General features: G+C 52.4%; 10 protein-coding genes. All 10 read right to left on the bottom strand.

Annotated elements, in window-relative coordinates:
- Window positions 1-61 precede the first annotated feature (61 nt).
- The 10 genes from HX805_RS21195 to gmd all read right to left on the bottom strand — a co-directional run bounded on the left by HX805_RS21195 (window position 62) and on the right by gmd (window position 13,504).
- Window positions 62-658 carry a sugar transferase gene (locus tag HX805_RS21195; protein ID WP_032899673.1) on the bottom strand — a complete coding sequence of 199 codons (597 nt, stop codon included), beginning with the start codon at window positions 656-658 and terminating at the stop codon, window positions 62-64.
- Window positions 655-1,872 carry a glycosyltransferase family 4 protein gene (locus HX805_RS21190; RefSeq protein ID WP_087693685.1) on the bottom strand — a complete coding sequence of 406 codons (1,218 nt, stop codon included), beginning with the start codon at window positions 1,870-1,872 and terminating at the stop codon, window positions 655-657. The genes HX805_RS21195 and HX805_RS21190 overlap by 4 nt, the downstream gene beginning before the upstream one ends.
- A 2-nt stretch (window positions 1,873-1,874) precedes the next feature.
- Entirely contained in the window at window positions 1,875-3,704 is a 1,830-nt protein-coding gene (locus HX805_RS21185; RefSeq protein ID WP_177117292.1) for a heparinase II/III-family protein, read from the bottom strand.
- The gene (locus tag HX805_RS21180) at window positions 3,701-5,845 is read right to left on the bottom strand and encodes a bi-domain-containing oxidoreductase (protein WP_087693683.1); all 2,145 of its coding nucleotides are present in this window, start codon (window positions 5,843-5,845) and stop codon (window positions 3,701-3,703) included. Before HX805_RS21180 ends, HX805_RS21185 begins: the two co-directional genes overlap by 4 nt.
- A gap of 99 nt (window positions 5,846-5,944) precedes the next feature.
- Window positions 5,945-7,873 carry an asparagine synthase (glutamine-hydrolyzing) gene (gene asnB, locus HX805_RS21175; protein WP_102368426.1) on the bottom strand — a complete coding sequence of 643 codons (1,929 nt, stop codon included), beginning with the start codon at window positions 7,871-7,873 and terminating at the stop codon, window positions 5,945-5,947.
- A 10-nt stretch (window positions 7,874-7,883) separates the two neighbouring features.
- Window positions 7,884-9,203 (bottom strand): oligosaccharide repeat unit polymerase, encoded by a 1,320-nt coding sequence (locus HX805_RS21170; RefSeq protein WP_371132929.1) that lies wholly within the window; start codon window positions 9,201-9,203, stop codon window positions 7,884-7,886.
- Window positions 9,204-9,211: 8 nt separating this feature from the next.
- Complete coding sequence (locus HX805_RS21165; protein ID WP_177068718.1) at window positions 9,212-10,459, bottom strand: hypothetical protein; 1,248 nt, start codon at window positions 10,457-10,459, stop codon at window positions 9,212-9,214.
- A gap of 47 nt (window positions 10,460-10,506) precedes the next feature.
- A complete protein-coding gene (locus HX805_RS32430; RefSeq protein ID WP_238544257.1) occupies window positions 10,507-11,487 on the bottom strand; it encodes a glycosyltransferase in 981 nt (326 codons plus the stop codon).
- An 81-nt stretch (window positions 11,488-11,568) separates the two neighbouring features.
- Window positions 11,569-12,483, bottom strand: coding sequence for a GDP-mannose 4,6-dehydratase (locus tag HX805_RS21155; protein ID WP_008437699.1), 915 nt, complete (start codon window positions 12,481-12,483; stop codon window positions 11,569-11,571).
- Window positions 12,467-13,504: a GDP-mannose 4,6-dehydratase gene (gmd, locus tag HX805_RS21150; RefSeq protein WP_008437698.1), complete on the bottom strand. Its 1,038-nt coding sequence runs from the start codon at window positions 13,502-13,504 to the stop codon at window positions 12,467-12,469. Before gmd ends, HX805_RS21155 begins: the two co-directional genes overlap by 17 nt.
- Between the last annotated feature and the right edge of the window lie 19 nt (window positions 13,505-13,523).

The following is a 13,523-nucleotide window of genomic DNA, read 5'->3' as shown; positions in this document are numbered from 1 at the left end:
ATTCGCTCAATCCGCTGTTCGCGCGGCGCCTATATTTCAAGAACCGTCCAGGCAAGGCGGCTCATGGCTTGGAACCTGTGAACTTCGGCGCGGTAGCTTCGCCTTCGGCACTGATACCGTCACGCACCAGAACTTTCTTGATTGTCAGGAAAATCACCTTCATATCCAGCCAAAAAGACTGATTGTCGACGTACCAGGTATCCAGCTTGAACTTTTCTTCCCATTCAATTGCGTTCCGACCGTTGATCTGCGCCCAACCGCTGACGCCAGGGCGAACCTCATGACGACGATATTGCTCGACGCTGTAGAGAGGCAAGTATTCCATCAGTAACGGTCGTGGACCTACCAGGCTCATATCGCCCTTGACCACATTCCACAATTCAGGCAATTCATCCAGGCTACTGGAGCGCAGAAAGCTGCCAAAGGCTGTCATGCGCTGGGAGTCCGGTAAAGGCTCACCATTTGCATCATGAGCATCTCGCATCGTACGGAACTTGATCATTTCGAAAGGCTTGCCGTTCCGACCTGGTCGTACCTGGCGAAACAAGACGGGAGAGCCCAACTTCTTGCGAATGTTCCAGGCAATAATTGCTATGACCGGCGAAAGCAGAATTAGTCCAAGCAACGACGCAAATAAATCAAATCCACGCTTGATCATCTAACACCACCCTCCAGCCAATCTACAAACCGGTCAGCCAATTTACGCCGGTCAAACTCTCTGACCGCCAATTCTCTGCCTCGTGCGCCCTTCGCCCGCAGCTCGTCACGGTCATCTGCCGCCTGTATCAAAGCATCTGCGAAAAGCGCAGCATCATCTGCAGGTACGACAAAACCGCAGTTCTCGGTGGAAATCATCTCGGCGAGCCAGCCCGGGTAGTTATTTAAAACAGGCAACCCTGACGCGATATAGTCGAAAAACTTGTTAGGCGACGTTCCGTAGTAAAAGGCCGGTACGTTTGCCAATATCTGCAGCCCCAGGTCCGCGCTGGCCATCAAACCGGACAACCGGGCCTTGTTCACCGGGGCATGAAATATCACATTGTCCAGCTGTTCTTCCGCTGCACGCTTCTGAAGCGCGGGCTTGAGCTTGCCCTGCCCGATCAAAACCAGCCGGATATCATCGCGCTTTCGCAGTTTAAGCTCTCGAGCCGCATCGAGCACCGCGTCCAGCTTGTTGGCCACTCCATGAGTACCCGCGAAGACCGCTACCAGATGGCTTTTATCCACTCCTGCCGGCAACCATGGCTCAGCAGGCGTGTTGAAAATATCAAGGTCACAACCGTTTGGGATCATTTCGATTCGGTCACGCGCCACACCGCGGTGCGCAATGCCATCCACAATACCTGGCGACAACCCGATGAGTCGGTGAGCCGAGCGATAACTCGCCCACTCAAGAAAAGACATGGCGGCAAGGATCAATGGATTACGAATGACGCCCATCGCTTTCGGCAGTTCGGGCCAGAGATCCCGGACCTCAAATACAAACGGCTTATTACGAAACCACCGGGCGAATATCCCGGGGATACCGGCTGTCAATGGCGTGGTGGTCGCGAAAACCAGATCGTAGCGCTCGGTTAGCGCAATCCCGATACTGCGCACTGCAAACTTTAAAAAGCTGAGCGCTCGAACGAACAGGCCATCGCTGTTGGAGTACGCCAGGTCAAATTCGATGATCTCGATACCGTCGACGGTACCTTTGCGTTTTCCACCAACGAAAGGGCTCTCCAGCCCCGTTTCGCCGCCACCATAGCTGCCACAGACCATGGTTACCTGGTGCCCTCTCGCAACCAGACGACGGGCCATCTCATAGGACCGGATTCCGATTGTTCCTTTCGGAGTAGAAAAATGCTGATGAAAATAAAGGACTTTCATGTCTACCAGTGATACTCCGTAGTCAAAACGCCCGCCGAAGTCACCTCAACCTCAAGCACCGGCACTTCAGTTTTTTGTAAGTAGTAACGAGACTCCCAACCCTGGACGAGCGCTCGTCGCACGATAGGCATGCTGCCTGCAACCGACAATCGATGGGAGCCGTTGGTCAGGACGTCGCCCTCAAGCCGCCAGTCCCCCGGCTGCAAACGCCAGCGTAGAACTGCACGATCCTTGAATCCGCTAAATTCATCCCTGACCAGCATGCCGGTATCGCTCAGGCTCACATGCCGCTTATGACGGACGCCGTTACCGTCGATATACGTGGCGCCGCAGGCGCTTGTTCCAGCCTGCTCAACCAGGCTTTCGACCTGGCGCGTACGCAACCACTCCCCGAACAGAAACCGGCTGAGCCTCGGCATCTGGTCTCGCCCATCAAATTGAAGGGTGTTGTGGCTGGCGGTACCCGGAAAATAACTCAGCCACTGGGCAGAGGTGTTGTAGCTGAAGGTACCTGCATCCCGGAGCAGGTTAATGCCTGCACGCCATAGATCCACATGCAGGGCATCGGCCTGGCTGGGGCGAAACCGGAAGCGCGGGTAGCGCAATACAGCGAAGGTTTGTTCACGCCGCAACAATGCATAACCACCCTGATCAAACAGCTGGCTACCTGGACGCTCCGCTACCGCCGATGGGCCGGGCAGCAGCAGCCATTGCAGTGGCAAATCCCATTCACCTGCCGCCTCATAGGCTCTCTTTCCGGCAAACAACGCCATGGACAACTGGACCGAAGGCCTGAAGTCGCGATAGTCCGTATCCGTCAGTGGCAGCAGCCGGGCACCATCATTTGCGCCAATGTTCGGAGCATCTCCAGTGTGCTCGTCGACCAACGAAAATAACCAATGCGCGGCTGTGCGAGCCCTGAGTTGGAACGTGGCGGAGAACGCCGGGAGCCCCAGCTTGTTTCTCCAGATTTCAACCATGGAAAATGTGTCGAGCATCACCCGATGATAATTGACGGAGTACTGGCTGAAACTGCCATCTTGCTCGATCAGCCGAGCGGCCCGGTTTTCGAGCCATTTGCGCCCCAATCGCTGCCAGCGTTCGCCCTCGGGGCAACCGCTTGAGGTCAACCAACTGCCGCCGACAAAAAGTGCAGCCGCCTCGGAAGTCCCGTGGTTATTGTCCTGAGCCATCGCATAGCTCAGCGTCGGCTCGATACGCTTGAGGTGCAGTCGGACCAGATCCACAAGCCCCGGCAACGGGTTGGCAAACTGTTCGACAATGACCGAACTCATCGCCAGGTGCAGGACACGAATGGACGCCTCCTGACCGCACTTCCAGTTCGGACCGCAATAGGGAGGATTGTTGACACACCAATCCGTCAACCAACCGTTTAACTGCGCCGTCCCTGAAGACCCGCCAACACAGGACTTCTGGGCAAAGACCAACGTCCAGTCAAATCGCGAAGCTTCCCAGATATTCTTGATATCACCGACAGCGGCATCAAAATCAGGAATCCGCCACCATTCCCGGCCGGGATCAGGCACTCGAACTCCATTCAGCGGATTCAAATGCCAGTCAGGGGGTGCGTCCGATACCGGGCACTCCCAGAACCCGAAATACCGGACCTGGGAATCCCATTGGGACGCACATGGCAACGAGCCGGCCTGCCTCGCACTTTCCGCAAAAAACGGGCCTTGAGGAATTTCAGCCCAAAGGCGTCGGACCGGGTTCAAGCCAGTCTTGACCCCGAGCCGATACGTCAATGCACGCGCCAGATTGCCAAAACCGAGAGCTATCGCAGTTTTGGCTTTAACAAGAAGAAGGCTCATTGCTCGCGCAGAATCCGGGCAACTTCAATGCTCACGCGCGCCACTTCGAAAATCTCATCGGAAGTGATCGGCGTGACCGCCCCGTTTTGCACCGCTGCCAGGAAAGCTGCAGCGCACTCGCTTTGCCCCTTGTTCTGTTTCCAGAGATTCAGCTTGCTGAAGCCCGGCCAGCCGAAACCCTTCAACTTGCGGAAGTTATCCAGTTGCAGGACGCGTCCGGCAGCGAAAACTTCAACTCGCTCTTTTGGAAAGCTTGAAGCGCCATTGGCCAGATAGAGGATGGTGCCGAAAGAGCCATCCTCAAACCCCAGGGTGATCGCCGCTTTATCTTCCGTAATGGCAACAGCAGGCGTATCGCCCATTCTGCGGGCCTGGATCGAAACAATTTTGCTGCCCGCGAGAAAACGCATCAGGTCGATGAAATGACACGCTTCGCCAATAATGCGCCCACCGCCGACTGACGGGTCCTGGGTCCAGTGATTTGCGGGAATCGCTCCGGCATTCATCGTCATGATGAAAGACTTGGGCTCTTTTACAGCCGAGAGCAACGCCTTCATCTTTTGCACCTGCGGCGAAAAGCGTCGATTGAACCCCACCATCAAATGTGGCTTGAGCCCTTGTTCGACAGCCTTTCGATAGGCCTCTTCAACCTTTGCCAGATCCTGGGCTTCAATTGCCAATGGCTTTTCGACGAACACATGTTTACCCGCCTCCAGCGCTTGCGCGACAAAACGGGCATGGCTGTCGTGCCGGGTGACAATTGCAACAGTGTTGATCGTGCTCTCGCCAAGCATCGCACTGATATCAGTCGAGGCTTGTGCAAATCCGGCCTTGCTGCCGTGTATTACACCGTTGATGCCACCGGCAGTCACAATCGTATGGAACTGAGCCCCTGCGGCCTTGAATGCCGGTATCAGCATTCTTGATGCATAGTTTCCTGCACCGATGAAGCCCACCACGGGTTTGACCGGGTCGAAACTGGCTACCGCACCAGGTGCCAGCACCACTTCCTTGATGTTTCGCTCGGTCTCTTCCGAGGTGTACTGAAGAATGATGCCCAGCGCCGAATTATCCGTCGTAAGCGTCTGATAGGCATCCGCGGCGTCTTCGAATGCAACCCGATGGGAGATCAACGAGTTGACCTCCAATTGGCCGCTGGCGAGCATGTCCAGGACGGCTTCGAAGTTGCGCTGCTCAGTCCAGCGAACGAAACCTATCGGGAAGTCGTTGCCTTGATCTTCGTAACTCGGATCGTAGCGCCCGGGCCCGTAAGAACATGAAACCTGGAATGTCAGTTCCTTCTCATAGAAGTCGGCTCGACTCAACTCAAGCCCGGTTACCCCTACCAGAACAATGCGCCCACGCTTACGGCACATGTGTGCCGCCTGGGTGACCGGGTCGGACGACTTGGTCGACGCCGTAATGATGACGCCATCCACCCCTCTTCCGCGGCTGAATGTCATTCCCGCCGAAACAACATCTTCGCCCTTGCCGGGGTTGCAGGTTTCGGCGCCATAACTGCGAGCCAATGCCAGCTTTTGCTCATCGAAGTCAACGGCAAGTACCCGGCAGCCTTGAGCCCGCAGGAGCTGGACCGTCATCAGTCCGATCAGGCCTACGCCGGTGACTACAAAGGTTTCCCCCAATGTCGGCTGAGCCAGACGAATGCCCTGCAAGCCGATGCTGGCAAGCACGGTAAACGAAGCGGCTTCGTCGCTGACCGAGTCCGGAATCAAGGCACACAGATTCTTGGGAATAACAACGATATCGGCATGAGGACCATTGGAAACCACACGGTCGCCCGGCTTGAACCCGGACACATCATTGCCCACGGCCCCCACAACACCCACGTTGCAGTATCCAAGCGGCAACGGCTGCGCAAGCTTCGAGCGTACGGCTTCCACCGTTGTCGCCAAGCCATCGGTCTGAACCTTTTGCAGAACCATGCGGACCTTGTCAGGTTGCTGGCGAGCTTTTTCCAACCAGTTGGCACGGCCAAACCCTACCAGCATGCGTTCCGTGCCGGCAGAAATCAGCGTATTGGTTGTATGGATCTTTAGCGTGCCACTACGAACGGCGGGAGCGGGTGCATTAACCAATGACGTCTCACCGCTAGCCATGTTCTGAACAACCTGCTTCATGCATTCACACCAATAAAGTTAAAAATTCACTCATCACTGAGAAACTTGTATAGAGCTATGTATCCTACCATCGGATAAGGCCGTGGCGTCGCCGCCCACTCAACCGTCGAGGGCGAAATCGCCGTCCAGATACTGTTTGCACCAGAGTTCCATGCAAACGATGCCAAACAACGTATAAGCAGCGTCTATCCGGCCTGAACGATCTGCTTCGACCAGATGCGCCACCGCTTTGGGATCGAATATCCCCCTTTTCAGCAGGGATGCAGGAGAAAGCACCTCATCGACCAAAGGCTTCAGGCGTCCTTGCAACCAGTTGCGAAGCGGTACACCGAAGCCCGTCTTGGGCCGGTAGATGACGTCGTGAGGCAGATAGGGTTCCATGGCCTTCTTGAAAATCCATTTCCCTTCCCGGCCTTTTTGCTTGATATCCGATGGCAGTGAGCCAGCCAGGCGGACCAGGTCAAGATCCAGCAGCGGCACACGCACTTCAACGCCCGTCGCCATACCCATCTTGTCGGTGTAGTTGAGATTGTGATCGGTGAGAAAATGCTTGCACTCCAGGGTGAGCATTTTATCAAGGGGCGTGGCATCCGAAGGCAGCCGCGAAAGTGTTTCTCGCATCGGCGCAAACAGATCATCGGCCGCCAGCTGGCGTCGCAAGTCTGGCGCCAACAGGCCATACGCCTGTTCAGGTTCAAGCCAGAGGAAATAACTGATCAAGCGATCATCAGCAGGCAAGTCCGCATAGCGAAAAGCCTTCCCGAGACGACGAGACAGCGGAGAGGATGCAGGAAGCAGGTTTGAACTGCTGGCCAAAACCGAACGCAGCGGTCGAGGCATTCCGCCCCACCAACGCTCTTGCGCCAACGCGAAATGACGACGATAGCCCGTGAAAATGTCATCTCCCCCGGCACCCGACAGCAGAACCTTGATGCCGTTCTGGCTTGCCAGTTCCGAGATGAACAACGCATTCAGCGCCGCCGGATCCGGCGTAGGTTCATCGAGCAGATAAACCATTTCAGGCAGACGATCCATCATCTCATCGCCGACGCCTACGACATGCAGGTCGACATCCAGATGCTTGGCAACGCGCTGTGCGTACGGAAGGTCATCGGCGAACCCCTCGTTCGCAGTGGAGCCGTTGTCTACACGGATACTGAAGCACTGCAACCGCCCCTTATCGCGCATTTCCTGCGCTGCAAACGCGACGATGGCACTGGAGTCCAAGCCGCCTGACAAGAATGAACCCAAGGGTACGTCAGACACCAACTGACGCTGGACGGCAGTCCTGACGGCATCGGCGACATCAACAGCGACATCAGCAACCGTTTTCGTCAGGGGTTTCTCGGAAATCGGCAGTTCGTAGTAAAACCAGCTCTTCTCGATATGCCCATTACGGACGCATAACGCTTGGCCAGGTAAAACCTTTTTGATATCCCGCACGATCGTCCGATCACCCGGCGACCAGAGAAAACCAAGATGCGCGAGTACGGCTTGCGGGTCGATTTCAGTTTTACTGAAGCCGCCTCGGATCAAGCCCTTCATTTCACTTGAAAATGCAAAACAACCATCACTGGAATGGATATAGAGGGGTTTGACGCCCATCTGATCTCGAGCCACCCAAAGCGTTTCAGTGTCGCGTTCCCAGAATACGACCGCGAAAATCCCGTTCAAGCGGTTTAAACACTCAATCCCATAACGACAGAACAGTGCGAGCAATACTTCGGAGTCGGACTGGCTGGAAAAATGATCACCCGCCGCTTCGAGATGAGCCCTTAACTCCCGAAAGTTATAGATTTCACCGTTAAACACCATGACCACTCGCCCATCGGCAGAGACCATGGGTTGGTGACCGGCGGAAGTGGTATCGAGAATGGAAAGGCGCACCTGGCCCAACCATACACCAACGTCGGTATCGGCCCAGACGCCTTGATCATCAGGCCCACGACGTCGAATAAACGAAAGCGCTGAAGAGAAGTCAATAGATTCCCGCGTTCCGTTGTGAATGTAGCCCAAAATTCCGCACATATCAGTTTCTCTAGATTGGGTTATTGACTGGCTCTTCGCGCTTTGAGCTCAAGAATAAAAAAGGAAGCGATATAGACGCCATGAGAAGAACGACCGAAGCCAGTTCCCCACGAAAAAAATGAAGCATGGATGCGACTGCCAATGCATAGATACCCAATGCTCTATCACTTTTAGGGTTATAGACGACTGCGCCATAAAGCCGCCCACCTATAAGCCCGATAAAAAAGCCGCCGAACAATACGCCTAAGGTGCCAAAATTCATATAAATCTCGCCAAATATGCCCGGCGGCAATGTCGTTCCTTCCGTGAGCCATTTATCTGGCCAAAAAGCACTTGTAAATACGCCGGCAGTGGTAAGCGGCTTGTCAGGAAAAAGCCCCGAAGGTAACAAGATCAATACGACCATCAGCAGCATTGAACCGTTTTGCCACTCTAGCTTCTGTGGCATAGCGTCTATGAGCACGGTCATTGTTTGCAACTGCATCAGATTACCCGTGAACTGTATCGCTAAAAAATGAACAAACGATAAAAAGACACCTTGATTTTCGTCGACAAAATAAAACTTACCTGTTGCGAGATACTCTTGCTTAAACAAGTGGTAAGCCATCAGAGAAACAAACATTACTGCGCCGAGCACAGCACCTTTTACGAGGTTGACACGCTTGACACGATAGTGCCGGACTATAATCAACGACAATATGATAATGAAGATTGTTGACTTCTGCCCTTGAAGCGCGCAAATAAATAACCCGCCCAAAAAGTACAGCCAGAAACAAAAACGCTCGGCACGTGATTTTTTTCCACTACGCGTCAAACGTATGAACCAGGCTAGCGAGACAGAAAGCATCAGGTTTTCCAGAAGAAACAGGCCGTTTAACCCTGCAAACGCCCTTATCCGATCACTGGCGCCATGAAGCAAACCGGATATCCCCCCCAGAATAAAAAGGATAGTTAAAAATCCTAGCAACGCCACCAAGGTAAATATAACTGCCCTTTGAAAAAAAATCCTTGAGCTTACGATTTTGCGAGTTCTACCGGGAAAACTAAGATAAGTTTTTCGCCCCAGCCAGCACCCCATCAAAACGAAAATCAACGTCCCGGCATACAGTAAAACTGCATAACCTATAGAGCTGTCCTTATCGAAAAAAGGATACTCCCAATATTGAGTAAACCCGTCAAACCCCATGATAAAGGGATACAGAGGGACGATGACACCTGCGAACCATATAACCAGAAAGAAAAAACCAAAACTAAAACAATCGAAAACCCCTTTCCCTGGTTTGGGTAACAAGCCCTCTTGCTCTGTATATTTATTTTCCAACGTTTTCACCTCTTGGATCATAATTCAGCGAGGCGGGCTCTCACCGCAACCAGGAGAAGTACTGAGGATAACGCAGCACCAACGAAATATCCCAGGACTCCAGACCAAGCACCCAAAATGGGGATACCTACGTATAGAATCAAAAAAACAAACAAGCCTTCGACGATATTGGTTTTGAGGCTCAAACCAAAAATACGCAACGCGACCAGTAGCGTACCGCTCGTAAGTGCAACGGCCTTCAACGGCAGGGTCAATGCCAGCACAATTACATAGATGGCGGTCTGCTTATAAGCACCACCAACAAACAACGCCCACACTGTAGAGACTGAAATTAGCAACAGTGCAACCGTAGACGAAATCTTCAACATGCTTTTGGAAAGTGCGTGATACCTGTCGCGGAGCTCACTTTTATTATTGATTACTTCTACCAAGTCCGGCAACGCCCTTTGCGCAATTATTGCCAACGGAAGTAAACCAAGTATGAGACTCAATATGGCAATACCAAAAAATCCAATTTCATCAGCTTTTACATGATAGGCGGTCAACATCAAAACAGGCAAACTGTCCACTAACAAACGAACAAATAGACCTGCATTGTTAATCGCCCCGGACTTGGCACTAGCCACCAATCCGCTGCGATTCACACAACGGAAATCCAACGCCAGCACAATATGAGCTCGTAGCTTCCACCATATCGCAGCAAGACAGGAAAACTCTCCAATGTAACGAGCGACCATCCACCCTTTGATGCCAAACAGTTTCGTCAATACAACATGCATAATAACGCCAATGGACGTAACCAGCATCAGCACGAAATAGATTTCGCGCATTGCCTTCGCACCTTGGGCAAATCCCGTAGTCACACGAAGCAGATTAGTTAGCAGGACCAGGCCACAGGCATTAAAAACATATGAACTGATCACTGAAGTGAATAAAAACTCATGCGCTATATATACCCCTGAGATCACTACACCTGAAGCCATCGCAACTAACAAAAAAACCTGGCGAAGCACTTCACTTTGGTGAAAAACACCATTGCTCGCCGCGGTGTCGCGGATAGCGATACTCTGCATGCCCAAGCTGCCCGCAAGTACCACCAGTGCGATAATTGTTTCCAGCGAGCGCACCGTACCGACCACTGAAGGATCAACCCAAGGCGTGATTAAAAACTGACTTATTATTACGCCACCCTGAATACAGGCCGTAATAACAATAAGCTGCAAAAGCTTTGAGTTCTCAAACATGCCGATCAGACGATTCAACACACGGTACCGCCATCAACCTTTATAAATATTCTCAACGACGCTCTCATTTATTTCACCGGTGATAAGGAATCCAGAACACTCTTAAGCGCCACACGACGGGCCGCGATGGAATAATTCGAGGAAATCCACTGATGCCTGGCTTTGGCGTCTTCAGCACAAACCGGTGTCGCCACAACTGCCGCCATGGCCGCTGCAATTTCCTCCTGGCTATCTGGCTGAACCCAGTAAGCGAAGTCGCCTGCGACTTCCGGCACCGCGCCCCGTGGCGAGGTGATTACCCGCGCGCCACACGCCAGCGCTTCGCCGATCGCATGTCCAAAACCTTCATAGAGTGTCGGTTGAACATAAGCCAGGCAATTCCTGTAATGATGCAATTTCTCCTCATCGGAAATCATCCCGACAAACTCCACCTTGTCTGCTACACCCAGGCGCTGCGCCAAATCTTTTAGTTCCTGCAGGTAATCGCCGTGCTTACCAGCAACGACAAGTCGAAGATGACTTGAATGAGACGAAACTTTTGCGAACGCTTCTATCGTCGGAATGAGTCCCTTACGAATGGCGTTTGTACGACTTGTCCAGGTCACTGTAAAAAAATAATCCGATTCGACCGCTGAAAGCTCGCCAGGAGAATAGTAATCCGTATCAATCGCCAGCGTCGCGTACACCGGGTTCCTAACCGGCAGGTTAGATGTAACCTCTTCACACTCGGAGCGTGAGATAAACAAGTTTCGATCGGCTAATAACAACGAGGTGCGCAGTACCGCCTTCTGCCATAATGGGCGATCCAGATAGCAAAGACCCGGAATTTCCTTCCTGCAGGTGGAGTAGTCAAAAGCGCCAGTTACGATCACCGGACGACGACGTAGCTTTCCGGCGAGCAACGGAAATGGTGAATGCCCCCACCACCAGCAAAAATAGAGATCGGCCTTCCAATCTAGAGTGCCCGGCGTCCCAGACAGAACGACTTCGTGTCCGAGCTCCTTGAGAATTCGAATATCAACCCGATAAAACTCAACTTTATCAAACATCTCGCGCCAATTAGCGTGAGCGGACATATTAGCAAAAAAACATATACGCACAGTGCACCAACCCGTTACTTGCCAACCGTATTAAACACGTGCCTTCTGCTGATACATTGACAGCAATGTATCGTGCAAACTAGGCACATTAATTTCACCTACCACATCAAAGAGCTTGGCCGGACTACCATAAAGCTCTTTAACTTCATCTTCCCTGACAAAGGCAGGATCAACTGTTATCGTTGGCCGATAACCTGCAATCTGTTCCATTTCATCAATCACGCTCAGTAAGGAAATGCTGCGCCCCGAGCAGATATTTATAAACTCACCACGTTGATTGGACGTCAACAGCCTTGAATAGGCCTCCACCACAAAACCGACATCAGACAAGTCGCGGGATACATCCAGATTGCCCAATCTGAGCTCCTTTTCTCCACGGGCAAATGCGCCCACGATCTTGGAGAAAACGAATGACTCCGACTGGCCGGGTCCAGTGTAATTGAATGGCCGTACCACCAATATAGGCATACGAGAAAACCACTTGCGGACAAGGGCCTCCATCGTCAGCTTGCTCAGTGCGTAATGATTAACGGGCTGCGGTTCACTGCTTTCTGAAATAGGCGATGAAATAGCGTTCCCGTAAATGTTTGCACTGCTCGCAATGATGATTTTTTCAACGACCACCTCAGCCTCCTTAATCGCATTAAGAAGGCTTTCTGTACCCAATACATTGACTCGGTAATATGACAAGGCATCGCTGCTGGTGACATGCGCCAGCGCGGCCAAGTGAATAACATGGGTGGGCTGAACCTGTTTTATCCAACCACTGAGTCGCGCCGTGTCATTCAGGTCCGCATCCAAGTGGTCAAACTCACAGGCCAGGCGCTCCCCACCAAGGCCGGCAACCCGCCAGCCGGCCTTGGTGAGGCTTTGCGCCAAATGCTTTCCAGTAAAACCCGAGAGCCCTGTAATCAGTACTGTCCGATCTTTACTTTGAAGTGCCATTGCGAACCCTTCTCAAGTCAGCTTCAACCATCAGCTGGCACAGTTGCTCCAGCGTCGTTTCTGGTTTCCAGCCTAACCGCTCTTTTGCAAACGAAGCGTCGCCAATCAACAACTCGACTTCCGCGGGTCGATAGAAGCGTGGGTTAACTTTTACCCGGGTGATGCCGGTACGACGGTCAACGCCGAATTCGTTCTCGCCACTTCCAGACCAATCGATATCAACCCCTACGGCCTTGAAGCTCATGGCAACAAAATCACGAACGGTTTCAGTACGGTTAGTAGCAAGCACAAATGTTTCCGGTGTGTCGATCTGCAACATCCGGTGCATGCCATCTACATACTCTTTAGCGAAACCCCAGTCTCGCTTGGCATCCATGTTTCCGAGTTCCAGCACTTGCTGCTCGCCCATTTCGATGCTGGCAACAGCATCGGTAATTTTACGAGTAACAAACTCTTTTCCTCGCAGCGGAGACTCATGATTGAACAGAATGCCGCTGGTGGCAAAAATATCATATGATTCGCGATAGTTGATGGTTGTCCAATGCGCAAACAACTTCGCAACACCATAAGGGCTGCGTGGGTAGAAAGGCGTGCTTTCAGATTGAGGAACAGCCTGTACCAGCCCAAACATTTCAGATGTCGAAGCTTGATAGAAACGAATCTTCGGATTTACTATTCGGATCGCTTCGAGCAAATTAAGCGCACCGACTCCGGTAATCTGCGCGGTAGTAATTGGCTGATCGAAGGAAACGCCTACGAAGCTTTGAGCCGCCAGGTTATAAACCTCGTCCGGGGCGCAATTCTGAATTAAACGAATAGTTCCGGAGAGATCAGTCAAATCAAATTCGACAAGATGAAGATCATCATGCCCAAAAACACCAAGTTCCTCTAATCGCCAGAAACTTACAGAACTTGTGCGGCGATAGGCGCCATAGACCTTATAACCCTTGGACAGCAGCAGTTCGACAAGGTAAGCCCCATCCTGACCTGTAACACCAGTAACCAGCGCATGCTTCTGCATCTGTACAACTCCTAAAAAT

The sequence above is a fragment of the Pseudomonas sp. G5001 genome (genome assembly GCF_013385475.1).
In the GTDB taxonomy this organism is placed as follows: Bacteria; Pseudomonadota; Gammaproteobacteria; order Pseudomonadales; family Pseudomonadaceae; genus Aquipseudomonas.
Note: the sequence above shows the minus strand (reverse complement) of the source record. Positions and strands in the feature narration are given on the sequence as shown.